At 47.2% G+C, this 23,285-nt stretch carries 24 protein-coding genes and 1 tRNA gene; 14 read left to right on the top strand and 11 right to left on the bottom strand.

Features of this window, described 5'->3' with window-relative positions; genetic code table 11:
* Nucleotides 1–181 precede the first annotated feature (181 nt).
* Together Q0386_RS09105 and Q0386_RS09100 are read left to right on the top strand one after the other, a co-directional pair.
* Nucleotides 182–1,447, top strand: a complete 1,266-nt coding sequence (locus Q0386_RS09105; RefSeq protein WP_299030029.1) for a sensor domain-containing diguanylate cyclase — start codon at nt 182–184, stop codon at nt 1,445–1,447.
* Between the two features lie 175 nt (nt 1,448–1,622).
* Nucleotides 1,623–2,750 (top strand): hypothetical protein, encoded by a 1,128-nt coding sequence (locus Q0386_RS09100; protein ID WP_299030026.1) that lies wholly within the window; start codon nt 1,623–1,625, stop codon nt 2,748–2,750.
* Between the two features lie 177 nt (nt 2,751–2,927).
* Here the strand turns inward: Q0386_RS09100 and Q0386_RS09095 are convergent, their stop codons facing one another.
* Genes Q0386_RS09095 through Q0386_RS09085 form a run of 3 tightly spaced genes read right to left on the bottom strand, consistent with a single transcriptional unit; the run spans nt 2,928 to nt 5,567 of the window.
* On the bottom strand, nt 2,928–3,077 hold the full coding sequence (locus Q0386_RS09095; protein ID WP_163026379.1) for a hypothetical protein: 150 nt from the start codon (nt 3,075–3,077) through the stop codon (nt 2,928–2,930).
* Between the two features lie 16 nt (nt 3,078–3,093).
* Nucleotides 3,094–4,941, bottom strand: a complete 1,848-nt coding sequence (locus tag Q0386_RS09090; protein WP_299030023.1) for a mechanosensitive ion channel domain-containing protein — start codon at nt 4,939–4,941, stop codon at nt 3,094–3,096.
* The gene (locus Q0386_RS09085) at nt 4,938–5,567 is read right to left on the bottom strand and encodes a carbonic anhydrase (RefSeq protein ID WP_299030020.1); all 630 of its coding nucleotides are present in this window, start codon (nt 5,565–5,567) and stop codon (nt 4,938–4,940) included. Before Q0386_RS09085 ends, Q0386_RS09090 begins: the two co-directional genes overlap by 4 nt.
* Nucleotides 5,568–5,727: 160 nt before the next feature.
* Between Q0386_RS09085 and Q0386_RS09080 the strand changes: the two genes are divergently transcribed.
* From Q0386_RS09080 to Q0386_RS09040, 9 genes are all read left to right on the top strand, one after another.
* Nucleotides 5,728–6,429 (top strand): Bax inhibitor-1/YccA family protein, encoded by a 702-nt coding sequence (locus Q0386_RS09080; protein WP_299030017.1) that lies wholly within the window; start codon nt 5,728–5,730, stop codon nt 6,427–6,429.
* Nucleotides 6,422–6,805, top strand: a complete 384-nt coding sequence (locus Q0386_RS09075) for a thiamine-phosphate pyrophosphorylase (RefSeq protein WP_299030014.1) — start codon at nt 6,422–6,424, stop codon at nt 6,803–6,805. The genes Q0386_RS09080 and Q0386_RS09075 overlap by 8 nt, the downstream gene beginning before the upstream one ends.
* A gap of 62 nt (nt 6,806–6,867) precedes the next feature.
* Nucleotides 6,868–7,206 (top strand): preprotein translocase subunit SecG, encoded by a 339-nt coding sequence (gene secG / locus Q0386_RS09070; RefSeq protein ID WP_298057671.1) that lies wholly within the window; start codon nt 6,868–6,870, stop codon nt 7,204–7,206.
* Nucleotides 7,207–7,215: 9 nt separating this feature from the next.
* A complete protein-coding gene (locus Q0386_RS09065) occupies nt 7,216–8,178 on the top strand; it encodes a polysaccharide deacetylase family protein (protein WP_298057669.1) in 963 nt (320 codons plus the stop codon).
* Complete coding sequence (gene frr / locus Q0386_RS09060) at nt 8,168–8,725, top strand: ribosome recycling factor (RefSeq protein ID WP_299030009.1); 558 nt, start codon at nt 8,168–8,170, stop codon at nt 8,723–8,725. Before Q0386_RS09065 ends, frr begins: the two co-directional genes overlap by 11 nt.
* A gap of 302 nt (nt 8,726–9,027) precedes the next feature.
* On the top strand, nt 9,028–9,639 hold the full coding sequence (gene pyrE / locus Q0386_RS09055; RefSeq protein WP_299030006.1) for an orotate phosphoribosyltransferase: 612 nt from the start codon (nt 9,028–9,030) through the stop codon (nt 9,637–9,639).
* A 681-nt stretch (nt 9,640–10,320) separates the two neighbouring features.
* Nucleotides 10,321–10,743 carry an RDD family protein gene (locus Q0386_RS09050; protein ID WP_299030003.1) on the top strand — a complete coding sequence of 141 codons (423 nt, stop codon included), beginning with the start codon at nt 10,321–10,323 and terminating at the stop codon, nt 10,741–10,743.
* 211 nt (nt 10,744–10,954) lie between these two features.
* A complete protein-coding gene (locus Q0386_RS09045; RefSeq protein ID WP_299030000.1) occupies nt 10,955–12,499 on the top strand; it encodes a type IV secretory system conjugative DNA transfer family protein in 1,545 nt (514 codons plus the stop codon).
* Between the two features lie 191 nt (nt 12,500–12,690).
* A complete protein-coding gene (locus Q0386_RS09040; protein WP_299029996.1) occupies nt 12,691–12,843 on the top strand; it encodes a hypothetical protein in 153 nt (50 codons plus the stop codon).
* A 525-nt stretch (nt 12,844–13,368) separates the two neighbouring features.
* Here the strand turns inward: Q0386_RS09040 and Q0386_RS09035 are convergent.
* Nucleotides 13,369–13,977, bottom strand: a complete 609-nt coding sequence (locus Q0386_RS09035) for a hypothetical protein (protein ID WP_299029994.1) — start codon at nt 13,975–13,977, stop codon at nt 13,369–13,371.
* A gap of 58 nt (nt 13,978–14,035) precedes the next feature.
* Nucleotides 14,036–14,773: a hydroxymethylpyrimidine/phosphomethylpyrimidine kinase gene (locus tag Q0386_RS09030; protein WP_299029991.1), complete on the bottom strand. Its 738-nt coding sequence runs from the start codon at nt 14,771–14,773 to the stop codon at nt 14,036–14,038.
* Nucleotides 14,774–14,915: 142 nt separating this feature from the next.
* Between Q0386_RS09030 and Q0386_RS09025 the strand changes: the two genes are divergently transcribed.
* From Q0386_RS09025 to Q0386_RS09015, 3 genes are all read left to right on the top strand, one after another.
* Nucleotides 14,916–15,311: a class I SAM-dependent methyltransferase gene (locus Q0386_RS09025; RefSeq protein WP_299029988.1), complete on the top strand. Its 396-nt coding sequence runs from the start codon at nt 14,916–14,918 to the stop codon at nt 15,309–15,311.
* Complete coding sequence (locus tag Q0386_RS09020; RefSeq protein WP_299029983.1) at nt 15,248–15,745, top strand: hypothetical protein; 498 nt, start codon at nt 15,248–15,250, stop codon at nt 15,743–15,745. Before Q0386_RS09025 ends, Q0386_RS09020 begins: the two co-directional genes overlap by 64 nt.
* Before the next feature lie 174 nt (nt 15,746–15,919).
* A tRNA-Ser gene (locus Q0386_RS09015) sits at nt 15,920–16,007 on the top strand.
* Nucleotides 16,008–16,528: 521 nt separating this feature from the next.
* Here the strand turns inward: Q0386_RS09015 and Q0386_RS09010 are convergent.
* The 6 genes from Q0386_RS09010 to Q0386_RS08985 all read right to left on the bottom strand — a co-directional run bounded on the left by Q0386_RS09010 (nt 16,529) and on the right by Q0386_RS08985 (nt 23,241).
* On the bottom strand, nt 16,529–17,323 hold the full coding sequence (locus Q0386_RS09010) for an undecaprenyl-diphosphate phosphatase (RefSeq protein ID WP_299029980.1): 795 nt from the start codon (nt 17,321–17,323) through the stop codon (nt 16,529–16,531).
* A complete protein-coding gene (locus Q0386_RS09005; protein ID WP_299029977.1) occupies nt 17,323–17,499 on the bottom strand; it encodes a hypothetical protein in 177 nt (58 codons plus the stop codon). The genes Q0386_RS09010 and Q0386_RS09005 overlap by 1 nt, the downstream gene beginning before the upstream one ends.
* Before the next feature lie 131 nt (nt 17,500–17,630).
* Complete coding sequence (gene tkt / locus Q0386_RS09000) at nt 17,631–19,544, bottom strand: transketolase (RefSeq protein ID WP_299029974.1); 1,914 nt, start codon at nt 19,542–19,544, stop codon at nt 17,631–17,633.
* Between the two features lie 48 nt (nt 19,545–19,592).
* A complete protein-coding gene (locus tag Q0386_RS08995) occupies nt 19,593–20,450 on the bottom strand; it encodes a hypothetical protein (RefSeq protein WP_299029971.1) in 858 nt (285 codons plus the stop codon).
* A 118-nt stretch (nt 20,451–20,568) separates the two neighbouring features.
* On the bottom strand, nt 20,569–21,840 hold the full coding sequence (locus tag Q0386_RS08990; protein ID WP_299029968.1) for a hypothetical protein: 1,272 nt from the start codon (nt 21,838–21,840) through the stop codon (nt 20,569–20,571).
* A 150-nt stretch (nt 21,841–21,990) separates the two neighbouring features.
* Complete coding sequence (locus Q0386_RS08985) at nt 21,991–23,241, bottom strand: hypothetical protein (RefSeq protein WP_299029966.1); 1,251 nt, start codon at nt 23,239–23,241, stop codon at nt 21,991–21,993.
* Nucleotides 23,242–23,285: the final 44 nt, after the last annotated feature.

Here is a 23,285-nt window from a genome sequence, read left to right as displayed (position 1 = left end):
GTTACGGCCGGCTTTGTCAAATTTTATAAATTTAGCAAAGTCCGCCACTTTCTTTTCATAAAATTTGCCCCCAAATTTAACCGTAAAAATTTATAAATTTGATTTCATACCCATATCCGCCCAAAAGCCGCTTTAAAGCTGATCTGCTGTACTATAGTCGAAAAACAAAAAGGGGGAAATCATGTACCGCGTCAAACTGCATATTTGTTTAACCCAAGATATAAAAAATAAATTTGAACAATACAACAAAATATCGCCCAAACCGCGCTTTGAGCATAAATTCGAGCTCATAAAAAGCGCCTGCGACATCCCTGTGCCCATCCCAGACGAGCACCAGTATCTAATCATCGCAAGCGAAGATTGCGGGTTAAATTTAACCGAGCTAAAAAACCGTATCGGCGAAAACGGCTTTTTAGCTATTTACGCGAGGGATGCGGACAAGATAACCGGCGAACAAAAACAAATCGCCGATGAAATTTGGCTTGAAAGCGCGAATTTAGACGATTTTTACTTTGAAAAAGCGCTAAATTTGATCGCCGAGCGAAAAGAGGCGTGGCTGCAAAAAACTTGGCTACAAACGCTGATAAACTCGTCTCCCGATATGATATGGTTTAAGGATATGGACGGGCTGCACTTAGAGGTAAACGACGCCTTTTGCGAGGTCGTAGATAAGCAAAAAGACGACGTTCGCGGTAAAGATCACTACTATATCTGGAATATCCCAAAAGAGATATACGAGCAAACGGGCTACGTCTGCGTCCAGACCGAGGACGACGTCGTAGCCGCGCGTAAAACCTGCCTGCTGGACGAAGAGGTGATGAAAGCAGACGGCAACCTAAGCAAGCTAAAAACGTATAAAACGCCGATATTTGACGGCGAGACGATCATCGGTACCGTAGGCATCGCTCGCGACGTGACGAAAGAGTACGAGTATCTACAAAATATCGAACATCTAGCCCACTACGACCAGCTCACTGGGCTAGCTAACCGCAACCAGCTGGACGCATTTTTAGACAAGCTAAAAACCACGCATATGAGCATACTTTATATGGATTTAGACCGCTTCAAGCAGGTAAACGACGAGCATGGGCATCAGGCTGGCGATAAAGCTCTGGTCGCGATCGCGGAGCTGATAAAGGAGATTTTTAACGACGCTATGAATGTACGCATAGGCGGGGACGAGTTTATCTCGATATTTACCGACGGCGCGAACATGCAAAGCATAGCGCCCCGCGTACAAATTTTGATCAACCGATTTTTTAAAATTTGTCAAGAAAATCCGCTATTTAACGGACTATCCGTGAGCGCGGGTATCGCAGAAGGCCAGATCGGACACGGCTCGTTTGACCTGCTGCTTCAGCGCGCCGACGATGCTCTTTATAGGGCTAAACACGCGGGCCGCGGTACCTACTGCATAAATCCCTGGGAAGACTTTGAGCAAAAATAAATTTTGCTAGCGTTTGCCGGTCGGTAGCGATGCGGCACGAATTTACGGCGGCTCGTCAGCATCTATGCGCCTTGACGGCCGACCATAAATTTGATACCACTTCTTATCTTTTACTCTAAATTTTCCTCAAATTTTGCCGATATCGTTAAAAAGCCAAATTTTAAAAGGATTTTAGATGATAAGCGGCGTAAACGGATTTAACGCAAATGCAAATTTCGATTTTAGCGGCGCTCGCGGGCAAAATTTAAAAGCGCGCGAGGAAAAAGAAGTGGCGAATTTGATGTCAAATTTGACGGCACAGATTAATTACGATACGGTAAATCCAAGCGAATTAGACTACGACCAACTAAAAATTTGGGCGGATAAGGTTGGTCCTGAGAAGCTAACGGGTAAAAATTTAAGCATGTGGCTGGGCGTAAAAATGGGGTTTGAAAAGGTTGTGGATGATTGGCGTAAGGAGCTCGGGCTAAAGCCTGAAGAACCGGTATTTGCAAGGAGGATATTTTCTCTAAGCGGCTACACGAGAGACGATAAAATCAGCATTTGGGGCAAATTAAACGGGCTTGATCCGAGTACCGACAAAGAAAAAGCCGCCGAGCTAAAAAGCTTCGTAGATAGCACGCAAGCTCTGATCGCGCACGCGGGCGATCCATCCGATATATTTAGGCAGGACGTCTTTAGCGTGGATAAGTTTTTGAGTAAATTTAACGTGGATCTGGGAGGGTTTGGCACAGGGCTTGGCATGCGTAGCGGCAGCGGCCTGATAATGGACGCCAAGGCCTCAAAGCTGCTGGATTCAGATATGAGCGAGGAGGAATTTAAAGATAAATGGCTCGAGTACGCGGCAAATAAAATCCTAGGCGAATACGCAAACGTAAAAATCTCGCTCAAAAACGGCGCGCTAAATTTCGACCAAACGCCCGCAAAAGAGCGCATAACGCTTCTTGGGCAAGATCTCGAAACTCGCGTGAGCTACGCGGACGAAGAGAGTAAAAAAGAGTTTTTTAAATTCCTAAAAGGCCTATTTAAAAACGGCGAAAGCATCGGAGACGCATTGCAAAAAATCGCGCTAAAAAAGAGCGACTTTGAGGAAACGGCCAAAGAGGAAGCGCAAGCAGACGCCGCAAAAGAAAAGAAATTTAAACCTATCCACGCTACTAGTAAAAGCCAAACCTATGTTTATAAGGATATAAAGCGCGAATTTTTCGAGAAATTTATCAAAGCCGAACAAGAAAAAGGGACGGACGTAACCAAGCTTTTAGAAGCTCTAAATAAAATCCGAAAGCTAGATATAAATGCGTAAATTGGAAGGTGGTGGTTGCCGGGATAATTAAAAAAAGACGAATTCGTATATTAGTTCAAATTCGGCTCAAAATCAGCTGAAAACCACGCGCCGAATTTACCCGTAAAAGCTAAATTTAAACGCTCCAAATTCGGCCCGTCGGCAAATTTACCCCGCAAAGCCGAATTTGAGCGCAAATCACATCTCGTAGCTATCCTCTTCGTCTTCGTCGCCGTATTCGTAGTCGTTTTCATCGTAGTTATAGCTGTACTTCTCGGATCTTTCGTCGTCAAATTCGGAGTACTCTTCCTCCAAATCTTCCTCTTCGTAGTCAAATTCTTCACTCATTTTCTCTCCTTTAAAATTATTTTTTCACTTCTTCGACGTATAGGCTCTGGCTAGGGAAGGCAAATCCAAGCCCGTTAGCCTCTACGATATTCATTATTTTTAGCATCACGTCCTCTTTGACGGCTAAAAACTCGCCCCAAACTATCGTCTTTGAAAAGCAGTACACTAGGATATTTATCGAGCTATCGGCAAACTCGTCCACTACGACGAATAAATTTGACTTATATCCCGCCAGATCGTCGATCGAGACGATGCCGCGGTCGTAGCGACTAGCCTTTTTAGAGCCCATATCGTCGCCCTTTGCGATGTCCGGATGATCGATTAGCATCTGTTTGATTTCCTCGACGCACTTTTTGATCTGCTCGGTCGTGGCGCTGTATTCTAGCCCGATTAGCATCCTGATGCGTCGTCCCATCTTTCGCCTACTCCAGTTTCGGATCGGATCGCTAGCTAGCTTGGAGTTTGGTACAAATATAAGGGCGTTGTCAAAGGTTCGCACGGTCGTTTTCCTAAGCCCGATCTCCACGACCGTTCCCTCGATGTCGCCGCACACGATCCAGTCGCCCTGCGAGAACGAGTTGTCAAAGAGTAACATAACGGAAGCAAAGAAATTTGCCAAGATGTCCTTAGTCGCAAGAGCCACCGCAAGGCCGCCGATACCAAGAGACGCAATGATGGCGCTGACGTTAAATCCAAGCTTGCTAAGCACGATAAGCAGCGCGATAACGAAGATGATGAAATAGATGATCTTTAGGATCAAATTTATCACCTCTTTACGCCCGCTTTTTTTGGTGAGTTCGTTGATGAGTACCATGCCGTAGCCGTTTAGTACGCTAAGTATGAGCCAGGTAACGGCGATAACGAAAGTGATCGCTAGGAAATTTGCAAATTTTATCGGCATAGGAGCCGGATAGTACGCGATCGAGACGCAGATATCTATCGCGTAGGCTATGAGAGTGAGTAGCATCGGACGCTTGATTATCTCGACGATACGCCCTTTCGTATATCTATCCGAATCGTGCTTGACGAAAAATTTCATCAGCACCCACAACGTGAGCTTACTAAGTAGCGTCGTAAACGAGACGAAGAACAAAAATACGACGAATATAATCACGGCCTTGCCGACGTTAAATTTGCTCGTAAATGAGGCCTTTTCGTTGATAAAATCTATCGCGGTTTTTAAATTTAGCTCGGAGATGATGTAGTTTGACGTGAGCAGCTCGGCGTTATCGCGCAGATAGTAGAGTATCTCTTCCAGCGTCTTTTTGTGTGCTTCTAGCGCGTCTAATTCGCCTTTATGCGCTAGGGCTACTTCTTCGCTTAGCGAGTCTTTAAAAGCCTTAAACTGTGCGTAAAACTCCGTCTGAAAGCCAAGCAGCGTCTTCTCGACGGCAAGTTTAATATTTACCGCTTTGCCGCCCTCCTTAAAGATATTTTCCAAATTTAAAAGCGAGGAGTAAAATAGCTCATCAAGCCGCATGCGCTCAAGCTCTAGCATGTTTTTGACGTATAAATTTTGATTGTTAGAGTTTTTTAGCTTTTTGGTTTTTGTCTCCAGCTCTTGCATCTCTTGTTTGAAATTTTGCACCTGCTCCTCGTCGATTTCGATTTGCATGACGAGGTAGGGGATCTGCTCGATCAGTTTTTCTTTTTTCTCTAAGACCGTTCTAAAAAGCACGTTTTTATCGGCGGTTTCGTTATTTTCGGCAGACTGCGCCTTGATAACTGCGATCTGCGCGTTTGCTTCGTTGATTTGATTTACGACGTTTAGGATGCCTGTCGCGTTTAGATCGTCGCTTGAAGTATCTGCGAGCAAATTTAAACTAAAGCACAGCGCAAAAACGGCGGCTAAAATTTTTCTCATTTCTCGACTCCTAGCAGCTTAAAGCTCTTTGTTACGAAGTTATAGTTGTAGATTTCACCCGTTTCTATTATGTAGTGCCAGGCGTAAATTTTTAGCTCCTCGTCTTTAAATTTAGCCTTGACGTCTGGATAGCTCAGTAAATTTTCAAACGAATTTACAAGGCTAAGTCGCTCGGTTATCCACTCTCTTTTTGCGATATTGTCGCCAAAAAGCTTTTGTACGCGCTTTTTTACGGGCTCTAGTAGATCAAGCCAGCGCTTTACGTTTGGCATTTTGCTAAATTTAGCCTCATCCATCCACAAAGCCGCGCAGCCGCCGCAGTTGCTGTGCCCGCAGATGATGACGTTTTTTACGTTTAGCGATTGCAAGGCGTACTCGATCGCCGACGTTGTAGCCAAAAACTCCTCGCTTTTGCGGTACGGAGGCACGATATTTGCGATATTTCGCACGACGACGAGGTCGCCAGGAACCGTGTTTGTTATGAGGCTAGGCACGACGCGCGAGTCGATACAGCCGACAAAAAGAGTATGCGGCGTCTGTTTCTCGCCTAGGCTTTCAAAAAGCTCTTTGTGTTCTAAAAAATCTTCTTCCATAAATTTAACGGCGCCGTCTAAAATTTCTTGCATTGTATTTTCCCGAATAATTTTTTAAAATATTATATCAAAAACGTTTCAAACTTCGTTAAAATTTTTTAAATTGCTTTTTACGCGCCAAATTCAGCGATTTTTTATATTTTATTTACCTATTTTTGGCTAAATTTGCATCAAAAATTAAAAAGGAGAGAACATGAGTTTATATGACAGAAACTATGCAAGCTCAAGCGAGCACGAGGTTGCGAGCGAATATTCGCAAAGTGCGCTTAGCACGTTTATCAAGCAAACTTATCAGCTTTTCGCGGCTTCGCTTTTAGCCGCCAGCGTCGGAGCTTACGTCGGGCTTTATAGCTCGTTGGGAGCTACGGTAGCGGGCAACTACTGGCTATTTGTGATACTTGAGCTAGGACTTTTGGTCGGTTTAATGTTTGCCAAACGCAAGGCGGGCTTAAATTTGATTCTGCTTTTTGCCTTTACTTTCGTTAGCGGACTTACGCTTACGCCTATTTTGGGGCGCACTTTTGCGATGCCCGGAGGCGCAGCGATAGTAGCTCAGGCCTTTACGCTTACGACGGTAGCATTTGGCGGACTTAGCGTATTTGCGATGAACACCAAACGCGACTTTACGACGTGGGGCAAGATGCTTTTCATCACGCTTATCGTTTTGCTCGTGGCTGCGATTATAAATATATTTTTCCACAGCCCGGTTTTACAGCTCGGCATCGCTAGCGTGGGCGCGGTTTTATTTAGCGCATATATCCTTTATGATACGCAAAATATCATCCGCGGCAACTACGAAACTCCAATCGAGGGTGCAGTCGCTCTTTATCTTGATTTTGTGAATTTGTTCGTTTCTTTACTTCAAATTTTAGGCATTTTTAGTAGAGATGACTAACGAGGAGCGGCTCTACCGCGTAATAGACGCAAATTTAAACCGCTTAAAAGAAGGGCTTAGAGTCGTCGAGGACATCAGACGTTACGGCTTTGACGACCTAGCCCTCGCTAAAAAAATCAAAAACCTCCGCCACAAAGCAAAAATCCCGCAAAAAGAATTCTTAAAATTTCGCGACGCTGCAAACGACGTGCTAAAACCGAGCCTAAAAGACGAACAAATTCGCCTAAATTTGGACGATTTGCAAACTGCCAACATCAAACGCGCGCAAGAAAGCGCAAGGGTTTTAGAGGAGTGTTTTAAGCTCATCGACGTTAAAATTTCCGAGATTTTTAAAACCGTGCGCTACGAACTTTATGAGATAGAAAAAGAAATTTAACCCAAATTCAAAACTTTTTTAGTATAATCGCGACTAATTTTAAAAATTTAAAAGGATTTTTAATGGATTCGCTTTTTTTAGTATTGCAGTTTATTTTCGCGGTAGTTTTAACGATCGCCGTTTTGCTTCAGAAAAGCTCCTCTATCGGACTAGGCGCGTATAGCGGCAGTAACGAAAGCCTATTTGGCGCAAAAGGACCGGCCGGATTTTTGGCTAAATTTACCTTCGTTGTGGGCGTTTTATTTATCCTAAACACCCTAGCGCTAAGCTACGTTTACAACACGCAAAGCAGCAAATCTCTAATAGATAGCGTCGATACTTCATCGCTACCTGCAGCTCCAGAAGCAGTCGTTCCGCAAGCTCCTAGCGCTCCTACGGCTCCTGTAAGCGAGAAAAAATAAGGAGCGTCAATGAAAAAATTAGTTTCCGTGCTCGCATTTTTTGCAGCGGCGCAGCTTGCGCTCGCAGACGCGCATATCTTTAACTATCACAGATTTGACGACGACAGGCACCCTAGCACCAACATTTCTAGCAAAAATTTACGCGAACAGTTTGAGTATTTTAAAGAAAAAGGCTACGAGGTCATCCCACTTTCAAAGCTCGTCGACGCGATCAAAAACGGCGAGCCGGTGTCTGATAACTGGGTCGTTTTAACCGTAGACGACGGCTACAAGAGCTTTTATGAAAAAGGCTTGCCGATATTTTTAGAGTACGGATATCCGTTTGCGCTAATGATCTACGTCGAGGCCACCGCACGAAAATACGGCGACTTTATGACCTTTGAGCAGATCAAAGAGATCGAAAAATACGGCGAAGTCGGCTATCACTCCTACGGTCACTTACACATGGTCGGTCTTAACGAGGAAAAATTAAAAAACGACTTTGAGGACGGCATAGGTAAATTCGAAAAAAATATGGGCTACAAACCGCGATATTTTGCATATCCTTTCGGCGAATATAACGATAGGGTGCGTGACGTCGCGATAGAGCACGGCATCGAAGTGATACTAAGCCAAAACTCGGGTGCAGTCGCGGCGAACAGCGATCTGCACGAACTAGATAGGATCCCTGCGATGAACGGCACACACCTGCCGTCCGCGCTTGCTAGTAAATTTCTAAAAGCCGAATGGATACTTCCGCAAGACTATCCGAAAGATAATAAGATTAGCGAACTTATCATCAAAACCGATGAGAACGCGACGCACGGCTACTTCTCAATGACGGGACAAAAAACAAAAAAAGTAAAGCTTGAAAACGGACAGATGACGCTTAAATTTAACAAGCCGATCGACCGCTATAAAGTGAGAATGAGCCTCAAAGTAAACGGAAAAACGACGACCAAAATTTTAGTAAAGGATATAAATGCTGAATGAAATTTACAAAAAACAAAAAGAGCATAGCGACAAATGCATCGAGGGCCTAAAACGCGACTTTACCACGCTTCGCACGGGCAAGGTAAATATAAGCATAGTCGATAATATTTACGTGGATTATTACGGTAGCCAAACCCCGCTAAACCAAGTCGCCACCGTGCTAACGAGCGATGCGAGTACCATAAGCATCACGCCGTGGGAAAAACCGATGCTAAAAACCATCACAGCTGCAATCTCTGCGGCAAATATCGGCGTAAATCCGAACAACGACGGCGAAAGCGTGAAACTATTTTTCCCTCCGATGACGGTCGAGCAGCGCCAAGAAAACGCCAAGCACGCCAAAGCATTTGGCGAAAAGGCGAAAGTTAGTATCAGAAACATCAGAAAAGACGCTAACGACGAGGTTAAAAAGCTAGAAAAAGATAAAACAATCACCGAGGACGAGAGCAAAAAAGGACAAGACGAAGTCCAAAAGATCACCGACAGCTACACGTCAAAGATCGACTCGCTCGTAAAAGAAAAAGAGAGCGAGCTTTTAAAAGTCTAAATCTGTATGCGGCTTGTTAAATTTGACGAGCCGTTTTTTTATAAAACCTTCCACTATTTAGCATAAATTTTAGTCCGCTTTTGCTACACCCCAAAACGCGTTTATTTATTTCGCCCAAATTTTAAATTTATCACGCCATGCTCGCTTTTACCAAAATTTATATCCAAATTTAAAATTGCTAGCCGCTTTTGACTTGACGTAGTTTTATGATAACGTAAAATCGCAAGACGTGAAAAGCTCAAAAAATAGTAGCTTAAGCGCGCTTAGGGTAAAATTCGCTCAAATTTTACAAAGGAAAAACGATGGATTTAGAGAAAATTTACAAGGATGCGGGCGCATTTTTGCAGGGCCATTTTTTGCTTAGCAGCGGCAACCACTCGCAGTTTTACTTGCAAAGCGCCAAAGTACTCGAGGATCCGCAGTTAGCCGGCGCTCTAGCGGACGAGCTAGCCGCCGTCATCGAAAAATCGGGCGTAGAGTTTGATAGCGTCTGTTCGCCCGCTCTAGGCGGCATTTTAGCGGGCTACGAGCTAGCTCGCGCGGCAAAAAAACGCTTTATCTTTACCGAACGAGTCGAGCGCGTAATGAGCCTACGACGCGGCTTTGAGGTGGGAGAGGGCGAACGATTCGTCGTCTGCGAGGACATCATCACCACGGGCGGCTCGGCGCTAGAGGCAGCGCGCGTGATCGAGAGCCTAGGCGGCAAGGTCGTGGCGTTTACCGCACTTGCTAATCGCGGCTTTTGCAAGGTCGCAAATTTAGCGGGCAGCGTCGCAAAACCCAGCGCCAAACTGCCTGCCGACAAGCCGTTTTTTGCGCTTGGAAACTTTGAGTTTGAGATTTATGAGCCTGCAAACTGCCCGCTCTGCGCTGATGGAAGCAAGGCGATAAAGCCCGGCAGCAGAGGCAACTAAATTTTCAAATTTCGTGGCTTGGCTTGATATAGCCGTGCAAATTTGGACGGATTTTGCAGGTGCCAACCAAAGCAAACCAAGCATAGATCAAATTTGACTAGGTTGTGCGGTATTTTAGGCGATAAATTTGACGACAACTGCGTTTTGTAGCTCACGGACGGAATTGAATTTGTGCCGTCGTCTTGAGCATTTAGTGGTAACCGTCAAATTTAGATCAATTTACGCACGCGAAAAAGCGTCTTTAAATTTACGAATTTAAAATTTGGCGTGAGATAAACGCAGTAAATTTGAAACCAGCACTTGATAAATTTTACGGAGCTGCGATAAATCAAGCGCAAGTAGGCTTGACAAAAAATGCGCGAAACGAAAATTTTATTGATCATCGCAAACCGGTACGCCGCCAAAAGCAAACAAAGACGGTCGGAACCCTTAAAAATTGTGCCGAGAAAATAAATTAATTCGGCCGCAACTAAAGCTCCGTTTATGAGCTGAGCAAGACCGGCTGGCTAAGACGGCGCAAGCGACACCCGGAAACGAGCTGTAAATTTACCGTACCGAAGCGGCAGTACAAGCAGACGTAAATTTGCCGCAACAAAAGTAAAAGAGTATAAATTTAGGCGCTCGCGAGCAAATTTGACGCTCAAATCCAAAACATGCGCCCGAAAATAAAAAGGAGTAAATTTGGCAAAACAAAAAGCGCAACTGGCTGGCATCGGCGCGCGAGTAAAGGCCTTTATCACCGATCTTTTTTTGATCGGGATGCCGATTTATTACCTCACGACCTATGTTTTTTTAGGTGGCAAAGACGACTTTTTGCACAACCAAGCTGCGATATTCGGGGCAAATCTCGCAGTCGCTCTCATCTGCTGCGCCTTTTTTGCGATCAAAGCCCAGACGCCCGGCTACCGCTCGCAAAATATCTACCTCATCGACCTACACAGCGGCCGCAAGCTTAGTTTCGCGTGTGTTTTGCTACGCTACGCATGCTTCTTGCTTGCAGGCGTTAGCATCGTCGGACTTTGCCTCTGTTTTTTTCGCAAGGACGCGCTAAATTTGCACGATCTGCTCACGCACTCGGCCGCCGTTTGCAAAAAAGCGGAGTAGTTTCGCCCGCTTGCGGCAAATTTGAGCCGAATTTCGGCATGACCCGCCCTGCTCTACTTAAAGCTTAAATTTGATCTAGCATTTTTGCGGTGCGGGTTTTGCAGGCTAGATTCTCATCCCGTCCCCGCAGCAAATTTAATCCGCTTGCCGCTCCGCTAAATTTAAATCTTTAAACCAAATTTCGTTACAATCGCCCCCGATAAGGAAAAATATGCAAAAAATAATGGGATTTACGAGAACGCGGGAGAACGCGGAGAAAAAAGGCACGCTGATACCTAGCGACTTCACGCACGCAGCCATCATCGGAGAGACGGGCAGCGGCAAGACGACGGCGATGATATATCCGAATTTGCTTGACCGCATGCAAAACGGCTATGCGGTATTTGCCGTGGATTATAAGGGCGGCGAGAGCGCCAAAATAAAGGCTCTAGCGCGCAGAGCGGGCCGCCTAAAAGACGTCGTGAGCGTAGGCGCGAGACTAGACGCGCCGATAAATCTCATCGCCTCGATGAAGCCGCGGGACTTTAAAAACTGCGTGAAAAAGCCGATGGAATCAAGAGAGAAGTTTTGGGAGGAGTTTGGCTCGAGCATCGCGACGGAGTTTTTTAAGGTGCTAAAGGCGCTTAAAATTTTCGCTAAAAAAATCACGCCGCTAAGCGACTGCTACGGGGACGCCTTTTATGCCGACGTGCGCACGCTCGCGCGGGATTTTACCTTTGACATGGCGACGATACTGCGCCTCTCGCAAGATCTAGAAAAGATGCTCGAGTTTAAAGACGCGCTGAGCCTCATCTGCGACAATCTCGACTCCTCGACGCTAAATTTCACCCGCGAAACGATAATGATAAACCGCGCGTTTATAGCGACTGCGGACGAGTTTTTAGACGCGACGAGCCGCTACAAGGACATCGGCGACGAGCGCACGAGGGATGATTTTCGCAACTACTCGATGATGATGTCGCCGTTTCTAGGCCTCATGAACGACGACTCGCTAAACGGCGACAGCGAAGGCACTGCGGGCGACGCGAGTATCGCAGAACTGCTAAATAGCGGCAAGATCGTGATATTTAACGCCGCAAGCTGCGACAAAAGCGCGCTGAGCTTCCTGCTAAACAGCTTTCTGCCCGAGCTTTTAAAGCGCGTAACGATGAAGCAAAAGAGACCCATTAGCCTATTTCTCGACGAATCGGCGAAGCTGCTGAGCGAAAACACCGAGCTAAACGAGGAGATCCTACGCGAGTGCGAGGTGGAGCTGGTGCTGGCGTTTCAAAACGAATTTTTGCTTAAGCGCGCGATCGGCGGCACGGCGTACGAGGCGCTGATGGGCAACCTCACCAACCGCTACTTCATGCGCAACAAGGACGTCGTGAGGCTGGGCGGCAGCGAGGTGGACTGCTCGACGCTGGAGAAATTCGAATGCGTGCTAGAGGGCGACAAGATCGCGCTAGAGCCGATTTTCATCGATGAGGCGGAGTGTCTGCAAGCGCAGCTGGAGTTTGAGCGCGAAAATCGCCTGCACGAGCGACTGCTGGGCAAAATCTACGAAAACCGCGTGATAGAGTTTGACGAGGAGATCGTCGACGACGGCAAAATCTGGGTGCGCGACGTGGATACGGGCGAGCGCGAATGCGTGTTTTTCAGCGACGAGGTGCTGGATATCCGCCCGCAAGATATCTATAAACGCCCGCCAAATACCGGCGGCTACAATATCTCGCTCGAAGACGGCACGGACGACGTGCAGATAAGTTTTAGGTAAATTTGACGGCGACTAGCAGGTAGTTGCGAGTTAAATTTGACTGAAAAAGCGAGCAAATTTGAGCGTAAATTTGGATCAAATTTAAAGAACGGCGTAAATTTGAACGGTAGCGCAACTTGACGATTTTAACCGCTCGCCGTTTGCATAAAACTAGGCTGGATAAATTTAAAATTTGACTTTAGGCGGATGATATGAATGAAAGTATAGGCAAAGAAAATAAAGAGCCGCAGCTACTTTACAGACTAGACAAACGAAATCCGCTCATGGTGCTGATCGACTTTATCTCGTACAGCTGTTTCCTGCTCGTACCCGCCTTGCCTACCGCGATATATTACAGAGGCTAGTTGGCAGATGCTGGGCATCTTGGGTTCTTTGTTTTTGGGTAGGCTTTTATACAAACTCATATTTTTTAACTACATTGAAATTTACAGAGATAGGATTGTCGTAAACAGATATATTTTCGGCGATACGGTTATAAAAAGCGAGGATTTAGCGCATTGTCGTACTTATTCCATGTTTCCGTTTTTTCCGGCACAAGCATGGATAGCAAAAAAGAGAAAATATTTTTATATAGAGTTTATGCGGTGGAAAGCTTAACATTTGATCAAGCTTGTGATATACAAAGAAAGATATTTTGGATAATACCTCCAGACGAAATTAATAAATAAAGTATAAAAATGCAAACAACTATATGGATAGATGGTCAAAAATATGACCTTTATGATAAAAATATTACATCAGACGAAAAGGCTCTTGCTGGTAGTCAAATTTAACAAAACCGCCCGTAAATTTATCTCTCCTCGCTTCGGGTCAAATTTAGCCGCCAAATCAAACCCCAAATTTAAAGCGTAAATCTAAAATTTAGATTTTTATCTACGTTTTATATTTTTGCCGTCTTTATTTACGCACATAAAATCCACGGTAGCCCCGCCGTCATAAATCAAAGCTACGCCGTCTGAATGAAATCTATCGTCGCAGCCCGCCTCTTTGTCGCCTCGCAGTATCTCGTCCGAAGCGTCATCGAAAATCTCGTAATACGCGCCTCCAAAGCCCTCATTACGATAATAAATCGTCGTCTTGCGCTCACCTCCAAACACCTCGTTGCCCCAGATTCTTATGCCTATGACGTTTGCGCTTTTTAGTTTGGCTTTTAGTTTGCCAAAAGTCTGTTCGTCCCAGCCCAGTATCCGCAGTGGTTCCTGCAGGCTCGTTCGCTTATCTACGCGGATGAAGCTCGCGGTTTGGTTTTTATCGACACTCACGGCTCTAAACGTCTCAACCAGGGCTCCGTCTAAGCGCAGGTCAAACCAAACTCCGCGAGGCCTAATCTCGCGCGCAAAATCGCGCAATGCTAAAATCTCGATACGATTTTTTTCGTAGTTTCGCGCCAGCTCCCGTCCATCGTATAAATTTAAGTAGACGGCCGTCGCCGCAATTAGAAAAATAATAATAAAAGACGCTTTGTAGCTTATACTCATAAATCCTCGCAAATTCTTTTATTCTTAGTCTAATTTTACGGCGTCAAGCAAGCTAAATTTAAAATTTAACCCCGTGATTTAACAGTTTTCTTACGCCTAGATTGGTGTCGATGCCGGTGATTATGGCGTTGTAGATGTACTCTTTGGCTTGTTGGATGGCGCTTTCTAGGCTCTCACCGCGCGCGAGCAGGCAGGCTAGCGAGCTGGAAAACGTGCAGCCAGCGCCGATGATAACGAGCGGATCAGCCAGCGGCGTCTCGAAGTTTTGGACGCTGCCGTCCTTGCGGTAGAGCGTGTCGATGCTCTTACCCGCGACGATATGCTTTTTCACGATCACGTCGCACGGCAAATTCGTAAAATCATCGCCGAAAAGCACGTCGGCTTCGCGCAAATTTGGCGTCGTAACGGCGGCAAATTTCATCAGCTCTTTTAGTCGCTCGATGGCGCTATCTTTGATGAGTTTGTGCCCCATTTTAGAGACGCAGACGGGATCTAGCACCACAGGAGCAGAGTTTTTTTCTAAAAAACCCTGCACGACGTCCATGATGGGCTCGTTAAAGAGCATGCCGATCTTGATGGCATCGAAGCTAAACTCTGCTGCGAGCATCTCGAGCTGATCGGCGATGAAGGACGAATCTAGCGAGACGATATTTTTGATCTTGTCCGTGTTTTCGGCCGTTAGCGCCGTGACCGCCGTCGCGCTATAACAGCCAAAGTGCGCGCACGCCTTGATGTCGGCTTGCAGTCCCGCGCCGCCGTTGCTGCACGAGCCTGCGATGATAAGGATTTTTTTCATTTTTTGCCTTTTTTCGTTTTTAAAAGCCGTATTATAAACGACATTGCATTAACGGCGCGTTAAACGCTAAATTTTATAAAATTTTAAAGCCGTTTGCACTACAATTTCTATAAAGATTATCAAAATAAAAAGGAAAAACGAGATGGAAAAGATCGCATTTGCGGATATCGTCTCCGAAACGCTACTTATAAATTTATACTTTAGAAGTAAGGAAAATGAGGAGGCCAAGCCCATACTAAAAGACGAATTTTCAGGCGACGTCGCGAGCAGGATCGATTATGATTTCGCCAAATTTGACCGCTCAACGCTAAGCAGGGTCGGCACGGTGATACGCGCGAGGTTTTTTGATGACTGCATACTTAAATTTACCAGCGAGCACCCGGCCGCCGTCATCGTTCAAGTAGGTGCTGGGCTTGATACCAGGCCTTTGCGGCTGCTCCGCTCTGCCCAGAGGCGACCTTTTACGACCTTGATTTGCCTGACGTCATCGCACTTCGCGATAAGCTCGTGTCAAAAGCGCCGCGAAACTACAGCCTAGCGTGCTCGATGCTAGAAACCGCGTGGATGGACGAGCTAGCAAGAAAGCACGCGGGCGCGAAGTTCGTTTTCGTGCTAGAGGGCGTGGCGATGTATTTTGAAAAAGCGGTATTTCGCGAGTTTGTGCTAAATTTGAGCGAGCGGTTCGAGGGGCTTTTGCTCACCGATTTGATAAACAAATTTGCCGCAAAATCAAACACGCGCAAGCACGACGTGCTCAAATTTATGAAAGGAGACGTGAAATTTAAGATGAGCGTAGAGGGTGCAGACGAGGTCGAGGCGTGGGATAAAGAGCGCATCAAGTGCCTAGAAATCGGCACCATGACAAACATGTACAAACACCGCTGGGGGCTTATCGCGCGCATGCTTAGTCACATAAAACCGTTTCGCGAGGCGTGCAGGATATTTGTTTTCGCTCTGGGCAAGCGCGGGTAAATTCGCTCAAATTTAAGCTAAATTTGGCGGCAAATTTGATGGTTTTGCGTCCTAACCCGCACCTTTATGACGCTAAAACGCTATGCGCGCTCAAATTTGACGCCTCCATCAAACGCAATCAAACTCAAATATAAGTTTGTGCTTATTAAATTTTAGCTATAATCCAGGCTTCATAGATGGGTGTCCGAGCGGTTGAAGGAGCACGCCTGGAACGCGTGTAAAGTGCAAGCTTTCGAGGGTTCAAATCCCTTCCCATCTGCCACTATTTTCTGAATTTAACACCAAAATGAGCCACAAACCAACCTTGTTATACCACTTAAACAAAAGAAACGCTTTTTATACTTCAGCAACGTTTATTTGCGATATATTCATGCTATTTATGCTTTATTTTCCGACTTTTTACTCAGACGGCTGGATGTTTGCGCTACTTTTTGTATTATGGATTTTACTGCTTTATGTTTTATTTTCGAGCGTTTTATTTAAGAATCTAGAAATATTTCAAGACGAAATAAAGATAACTTACCGCCTATTTGGAAGCCTACGAATCAATGCAAAAGATATCTGTACCACGGTAAATTCGAACTTTGGGATATCGTGGCTCATTGGCGAAACACTGATTATAAAGAGAAAATCAAAATTTATAAAAAGATTTTACCTCATCCGCGCTCTGACAAGCGAGCAAGGCCGGGAAATCGAAACGGCAATCAAAAAGCTCGTAGAAAAAAAATTGAACGAGTAAAATTTGCTGCTTGAAACGACAAATTTAACCTCGTCGCGCCAATTTTATAAAAATACCGTCAGTAAAAACACGCCCAAAATCATACGGTAGATAACAAACGGCAACATACTCGCGCGCGCGATCAGCGCCATAAACAGCCGCACGCAAAGATACGCGCTAAGGCCGCTAATAGCCGCCCCGATAGCAAGGTCGCTCCAAGGCAGTGCGTCGGGAGTTTTTATCAGCTTTACCGCCTCCAGTCCGCCTGCTAGCACGATCACGGGGATCGAGAGCAAAAACGAGAAATTTGCACTTGCGCTGTGACTAAAGCCAAGCATCAGCGCCGCCGTCATCGTCACGCCCGAGCGCGAAACGCCGGGTATCAGCGCGATTGCCTGCGCTAGACCCACGATAAGAGCGAGCTTGATCGTCATTTCGTATTCGGTTTTTAGGCCTGATTTTTTATCCGCGACATAGAGCGCGACACCAAAGATCATCGTCATCGCCGCGATCACGAGCCCGTTTCTAGCGTACTGCTCAATGGCGTCGTTAAACGCTAGGCCAAAAAGCCCCACAGGCACGGTCGCAAAGCCAACCGACCATACGAGCGTGCTGTCGCCGACCTTCTCGCGCCGCGCGATAGACGCGAAAAAATCTCGCACGAGCCCAGCCAGCCTGTCTTTAAAATAAAAAAGTATCGCCGCCAGCGTGCCTACGTGAACGGCGACGTCAAAGGCAAGCCCCTGATCCGCCCATCCAAGCAGCTTTGGCACGAGTACGAGGTGAGCCGAGCTAGAGATCGGTAAAAACTCGCTGATGCCCTGAACTAGGGCCAAAACTATGATATGCGAAAGCTCCATCACGTAGCCTTTTGGTTAAATTTAAACGAATTTTGTGCGATAAATTTGATTTTATCTTTAGCGCAAATTTGCTCATTTTCGCCTTCTTGCGCGTCAAATTTACCTGCGCCGCGAGCTAAATTTAAGATGAAGTTTTCGTCGGCGAATCGCCCTGTTTTTTGCCTATATCTTTGCAATATTTCCCTTTTTATAATTTTGATTTTACCGTGAGCAAACCGCGTAAATTTGATGCGGGTTTAGCTTGCCGCGAGTCCTCAAATTTAACGGATCCGGCCCAAGCCAAAACCGTCAAATTTAAAGCTAGATTTTACTTCGCCGACTCTTGCGCGAATTCCGCAATCTTTTCAGGCGTAAAACCGAAATACTCGAACAATGCGCCCGCCTTGCCACTCTCGCCAAAGCTCTTCATCGAGTAGATCTCACCCGCGAATTTATACCACTCTAGCGCGCTTGCGGCCTCGACTGCGATGACCTTGGTCGCTGGATCTATGATCTGCTCTACATACTCGCGCGGCTGCTCGCAAAGCAGGTCAAAGCACGGCGCGGAGACGACGTTCGCGCCGACACCGCGAGCAGCTAAGATTTCAGCCGCTTTGACGCAAAGCTCCACTTCGCTGCCGCTAGCTATTAGCGTGATTTTGGCGTTTTGCGCGCGTTTTAGCAGATATGCGCCGTTTTCTACGCCGCCTAGTTCGCCTTTTTCAAGCGGAGCGAGGCCTTGACGGCTAAGTACGAAGGCGCTTGGAGCGCGTAAATTTAACGCCGCTTTCCAGCAAAGCGCGTTTTCGTTGCCGTCGGCCGGGCGGAATGTGTAAAAATTCGGCATCGCGCGTAGCGTGCTGAGCTGCTCGATAGGCTGGTGCGTCGGGCCGTCCTCGCCAACGCCGATGCTGTCGTGCGTAAAGATAAAAAAGTGTCTGATGCTCATCAGCGAGGCGATACGCGCGGACGGCTTTAGATAGTCGCTAAAGATAAAAAACGTCGCGCTAAACGGCAAGAAAAGCCCGTATCTAGCGACCGCGTTGTTTATCGCGGCCATGGCGTGCTCGCGGATACCGTAGTGGATATTGCGGCCGTTAGGGAAGTCGCCCATGCCTTTTAGCTCGGTTTTGTTTGATGGCGCCAGGTCTGCGCTACCGCCGATAAAGCCCGGCATCGCGCGCGCGATCTCGTTCATGATGATGCCGTTGCTGTCGCGCGTGGCTAGCTTTTTGCCACTAAAATCAGGGAAATTTATCTTGCTAAAATCCGGATTTAGTAGCGCGTTTAGCATACTTTTGCTCTCGCTGCTTAGATTTTCTACCTTTTTGTTCCACTGAGCTTCGGCCAGGTCGCCCTTTTCTAGCGCGGCGTGGAAGCGGATCAGCACGTCCTCGTCGATGGCAAATTTGCGCTCAGGATCAAAGCCCGCTGCGATTTTAGCAGCCTTTATGATCTCCTCGCCAAGCGGCGCGCCGTGGCTGTGGTGACTGCCCTCTAGCTCGCCTGCGCCCTTTGCGATGCGAGTGTTTGCGATGATGAGATACGGGCGCTCCTTTTCGGCGGCTTGTTCTAGCGCAAACTCGATCTGATCGTAGTCGTGGCCGTCTATGCGCGCGACGTCCCAGCCCTGCGCCTCGAACCTCGCCTTCACGTCCTCGCTCCAAGCTATGCTCGTGTCGCCCTCGATCGTGATGTTGTTGGAGTCGTAGATCAGCACGAGGTTGTCTAGGTGTAGGTTGCCCGCGACCGCACAGGCCTCGTAGCTGATGCCCTCCTGCAAATCTCCGTCGCCGCAGAGGCAGTAAATTTTATGATCGATGACGACGTTTTCAGGCTCGTTTAGTAGGTTAGCCGCATATTTTGCCGCCATAGCAAAGCCCACCGCGTTTGCTACGCCCTGGCCTAGCGGTCCGGTCGCAACCTCGACGCCTTTGGTGTGGATCTCCGGATGGCCAGGAGTTTTAGAGCCCAGCTGACGGAAGCTTTTAAGATCATCAAGGCTAAGATCATAGCCGCTAAGATGCAAAAAGCTATACACGAGCGAGCTTGCGTGACCGCCGCTAAACACGAGCCTGTCGCGGTTTAGCCAGTTTGGATTTTTAGGATTGTGGTTTAGAAATTTAGCCAGCACGACCATGACGTCCGCTAGTCCCATCGGCGCGCCCGGATGCCCGCTGTTTGCCTGCTGCACCATATCCGCGCACAAAAACCTTATCGTATCAGCCATCTTTTTTAGCATTTTTTCTCCTTAGTTTTTATGCGATTATACGAAAATTCGGCTTAAATTTTACGCTTTTAACGCCGCCGTAAATTTTAAAAACTCGGCGAAATTTTCTTTTTTATCTTTTAGCTCAAAAGGTATCTTATGCTCTTTTTCGCCGATTATTACGGCGTCTTCTTTTACTTCGATTTGTGTGTCCCTGATTTCGTTCCATGGGCTAAAAACGGGCTCTTCCATCAGCTCGCGGCTAATAAGTCCGCGCTCGTCCAGTATCACGCCGTAAGGCTTACCAAAAAGCGAGCGGTCAAGGCTGTGAAGCATCGGCGAGACGGGCTTAAAGACGCTAAGCGATTTTGATAGTAACTTCGTCTCGTCAAGCGGCGTTTTTAGCGCTTCGCCCAGCTCAAGCTCCAAAATTTTATCCGCGATCGTGCGCTCCTCGGCTTTAACGCCCTCCTCGAAAACCGCCTGCAAGACCGCTTTTAGCGCCCTTTTCATCGCCGCTTTCATCTCGTCCTCGATTTCAAATTTGCATTTTTCTAGCTCTTGCCACGCGAGATTTTCCAGCTCGTCAGGCGAATGCTCGCCCAGCCTAAACGCCGCGGCTACCTCGTCTACGTTTACAGCCGACGCGTCAAATTTAACCAAAAGATGCCGACTCGTGAGCAAAAATCCTATGCTTTTTCGCCCGATCATCTGCGCATGCACGCCGATAAACGCAAGCGGTCGGGCGCCATAAAATTTAGGCGTTTTGCTATAATCCACGCCCTTTTGCAGCCCTAGGCTTTTATCTAAAATTTGCCTTGTAGCTAGCGCGAAAACCTCGTTCGCATCGTCCCAAACGGGGTGTTTTGCGCATCCTAAAACCAAAACCTTTTGCGTATTTTCATCGAAAGAGAGTAAAATTTCATCCAATTTTTTCACGTTTTCTCCTAAATTTTATTTAAAACCATACTCCGCCGCTCGTCAAATTTAGACGCCAAAATCCGCCTCGCAGCCAAATATCATCACGTCGCCGCGCGAAATTTGAACGATACACGGCTCATTCACGAGACGGCTCGCATTTTTCGTAAAACCACTCGAGCGTCTCGTTTAGCTTAAACTCATCGCCGTCTAAAAAATACTGCTTGCTGCTTTTGATCGCGTTTTCGCCCGCGGCCACGTAGTCGCCGATGAAGCCGCGGTCCATGACGTCGCGTGCTAAAATTTCACGTTCAAATACATTTACCGTCTTTTGCGTTTCGCGCCATTTGCCGCTCTCATCGGGCTCGCGAAGCGCCGAAGATACGTTATTTCCCGCCTCGTCGTAGGCGTAGACGTACTCGCGCCGCTCGCCATCAGACATCTCGCGATTTTTTATCAGGTTGCCACGCGCGTCGTAGCTAAGCTCGTTTTCAAACACAACCCCCCAGCGCTGCGACTCCCCCTGCCAAAACGACGAAGCGGAGTACTTTAGCCGACCTTGCTCGGTCTCCTCGCGCACGTTTTTGTAGCAGCCGTTCCACTCGCTCTTTGCGGCGTCCCAGCGGCATCTAAGATCGGTAAAACGCCTAAACTCTGGCTCTATTTTTTGCACCGTCCTCTCCTGCGGCTGCCACGCGTCCTGGCTCCACGTAAAATTTATCTCAGTGCGCATTCCGTCCGCAGCCGTAAAGGCCGAATGCTTCGTCTGCGGCACCCATTTGCCGCGCCATTTATAGCCCTCGGAGCTAGCGTAGACGTCGCCTTTATAGCGGTATATCAATTTTTCGTACGGAGTCCATTTTTTTGCTTTGGTATTCCACTCAAAGGTCGCTACGAGCGTAGTTTTATGGTTTTCGTCATAAAGTCTTTTGATTAGATACGTCGGCGTCCATTTGCCGTTTTTTAGAGTGAAATTTTGAGAGATTTCCGTCGCGCCCGTTCGCTTTTCGATGGTTTTTTGACCTTGGTTTAGTTTGCCGTTTTGACCGCGAGTATCAATATAAACAAACGCGCCGTCCTTTGTCCTCTCTGTTTTTGAGAACCCTGCTTTGCGCCATTTTTCGGCGCCAAAGTCCCAATCGTACTCTGTGCTGCCTATCTCGCGCTCGCCTCTTTCGTCAAATTTGACAATACTTTTCGTCCTGCGCCTGCCCTCATCGCTGATTTCGTCGTAGATTTTTTCTAGTAGTCGAGCCTTCGCGTCGTAAGCTTGGCTCGTTTCGTATTTGTAGTGCGGCACGGCGTCGCCCTCCGTCTTGTAGCTCGTCTTTTTTAGGCAAATTTCGCCCGACGCAGCTAGCGGCAAGGCCCAAATCACAGCCATCGCCGCCGCTTTCCAAAAAAATCTCACATTCGCTCCTTTTTAAATTTAGCCGCCCAAACGGCGTCAAATTTGATGCGAAAGCAAAATTTAACGAGCTAAATTTGACGCTCGGGCGCTTGTTAAATTTGACCAAATCCAAAGCGTCAAATTTACCGCAGTTGGGCCGCTAGTAAAAGATCATTTGACCCTTTTATATTTCCACGTCTGCTCTGAAGCGAGCTTAAATTTACCGTCCGCCGCGACAAACTGCTTAAAGCTAGTCACCGCGTATCTGCTAGGCATCTCAAAGGACATCAGCGAGCCGCCGTGTCCGACGTCATCGGCTAGTATATGCGGATCAAAGGTCGTCTCCAGGCGCTTATTTTGCACCCATCTTTTGCCGTTTTCGTCGCTAGCTAGCTCGTAGATATCCACGCTCACGTTATCGCCGCGTTCGTTGTAGCCGTAGACGAACTTCTCGCTGCCGTCGATCGTGTCGTATCGCTGCGTTAGCAAGCGCTCGCCAGTCTTGTCGTAGATGCTGCGGTTGGAGTACTCCTGCTTCCACTCTTTGCGCTCTTTATCCCACAAAAAAGCCGCCGTTTCAAAGCCCGCGCCCCCTACGACCGAGACGCTTTTGCTGTTGTTTTCCCATGCGTTTTGTTCGGCGTTCCAGATGAGATTTATCGTCACGTCTTTGCCGCTAGAGGCGTCGTAGTCATGCTTTGACATCTCGTCATAGTGCCACGCGCCGCCCTCAAATACGCTTCTTACCTGCTCGTATTTGCCCCTAACGTCTCCCGCAACAGTGCTTCTTTCGCGGTTTTGCCACGCGCCGTTTTCGTAATCCCAGCTCTCATAGCCGCGCGTCTGTCCGTCCGCGCCGTAGAGCAGCTGCGTTTTTGACTTAGGCTGCCATCTTTTGCCGTCCCAGACGCTAAGCACGATGAGCTCGTTATCGCCGTATGCGTTCTCGACGGTTTTGGTTAGCGCGGCTTTTTGCCACTTGCCTTTTACCAGCTCGTATCTGATCTCCTCGCTAGCGTTTTTTAGGTACTTTGTGATGATTTTGCTAGCATTTTCCGGCACGCCTCTGATAAACGAACTAGACTCCTGCGTGAGAACGCCTTTTTTATAATCGGCTTTGTATTCGGTTACTTTGATCCATTTTTTCGCGGTAAAATCATAGCTATAGGCTTCAAATTTCGTCATCTCGCCGGCTTTGTTATAGTAGCTGATCTCTTTGTGTTTGCCCTTTAGGCCGTCTGCGAGCTCGGAGCTGCTCACCAGCTCTAGGCGGCGAGCTTTGGCGTCGTAGCTTTGTTTGGTTTCGTAGCTAGAAGTCGGCTCCTCAAAAGTTTTTTGCGCGGTGCTAGCTAGCATGTAGTCGTACTCTTTGGCAAACGCCGCCGCACACAAAAGCGCAAGCGATAAGGCTATTTTTTTCATTATCTCTCCTTTTGGTAAATTTAAAAGATTATAGCATAAAAAGA

Origin of the sequence: uncultured Campylobacter sp., from assembly GCF_938045625.1 — a bacterium.
In the GTDB taxonomy this organism is placed as follows: Bacteria; Campylobacterota; Campylobacteria; order Campylobacterales; family Campylobacteraceae; genus Campylobacter_A.
This window is presented reverse-complemented; position numbering and strand designations above follow the sequence as displayed.

Coding starts and splice junctions, on each gene's coding strand:
- Q0386_RS09035 (WP_299029994.1), bottom strand. CDS start 13,977: ATGAGTATAAGCTACAAAGCGTCTTTTATTATTATTTTTCTAATTGCG.
- Q0386_RS09065 (WP_298057669.1), top strand. CDS start 7,216: ATGAAAAAATTAGTTTCCGTGCTCGCATTTTTTGCAGCGGCGCAGCTT.
- Q0386_RS09095 (WP_163026379.1), bottom strand. CDS start 3,077: ATGAGTGAAGAATTTGACTACGAAGAGGAAGATTTGGAGGAAGAGTAC.
- Q0386_RS09090 (WP_299030023.1), bottom strand. CDS start 4,941: ATGAGAAAAATTTTAGCCGCCGTTTTTGCGCTGTGCTTTAGTTTAAAT.
- pyrE (WP_299030006.1), top strand. CDS start 9,028: ATGGATTTAGAGAAAATTTACAAGGATGCGGGCGCATTTTTGCAGGGC.
- Q0386_RS09010 (WP_299029980.1), bottom strand. CDS start 17,323: ATGGAGCTTTCGCATATCATAGTTTTGGCCCTAGTTCAGGGCATCAGC.
- Q0386_RS09085 (WP_299030020.1), bottom strand. CDS start 5,567: ATGCAAGAAATTTTAGACGGCGCCGTTAAATTTATGGAAGAAGATTTT.
- Q0386_RS09080 (WP_299030017.1), top strand. CDS start 5,728: ATGAGTTTATATGACAGAAACTATGCAAGCTCAAGCGAGCACGAGGTT.
- secG (WP_298057671.1), top strand. CDS start 6,868: ATGGATTCGCTTTTTTTAGTATTGCAGTTTATTTTCGCGGTAGTTTTA.
- Q0386_RS09045 (WP_299030000.1), top strand. CDS start 10,955: ATGCAAAAAATAATGGGATTTACGAGAACGCGGGAGAACGCGGAGAAA.
- Q0386_RS09100 (WP_299030026.1), top strand. CDS start 1,623: ATGATAAGCGGCGTAAACGGATTTAACGCAAATGCAAATTTCGATTTT.
- Q0386_RS09025 (WP_299029988.1), top strand. CDS start 14,916: ATGGAAAAGATCGCATTTGCGGATATCGTCTCCGAAACGCTACTTATA.
- Q0386_RS09075 (WP_299030014.1), top strand. CDS start 6,422: ATGACTAACGAGGAGCGGCTCTACCGCGTAATAGACGCAAATTTAAAC.
- Q0386_RS09030 (WP_299029991.1), bottom strand. CDS start 14,773: ATGAAAAAAATCCTTATCATCGCAGGCTCGTGCAGCAACGGCGGCGCG.
- Q0386_RS09040 (WP_299029996.1), top strand. CDS start 12,691: ATGAATGAAAGTATAGGCAAAGAAAATAAAGAGCCGCAGCTACTTTAC.
- Q0386_RS09105 (WP_299030029.1), top strand. CDS start 182: ATGTACCGCGTCAAACTGCATATTTGTTTAACCCAAGATATAAAAAAT.
- tkt (WP_299029974.1), bottom strand. CDS start 19,544: ATGCTAAAAAAGATGGCTGATACGATAAGGTTTTTGTGCGCGGATATG.
- frr (WP_299030009.1), top strand. CDS start 8,168: ATGCTGAATGAAATTTACAAAAAACAAAAAGAGCATAGCGACAAATGC.
- Q0386_RS08985 (WP_299029966.1), bottom strand. CDS start 23,241: ATGAAAAAAATAGCCTTATCGCTTGCGCTTTTGTGTGCGGCGGCGTTT.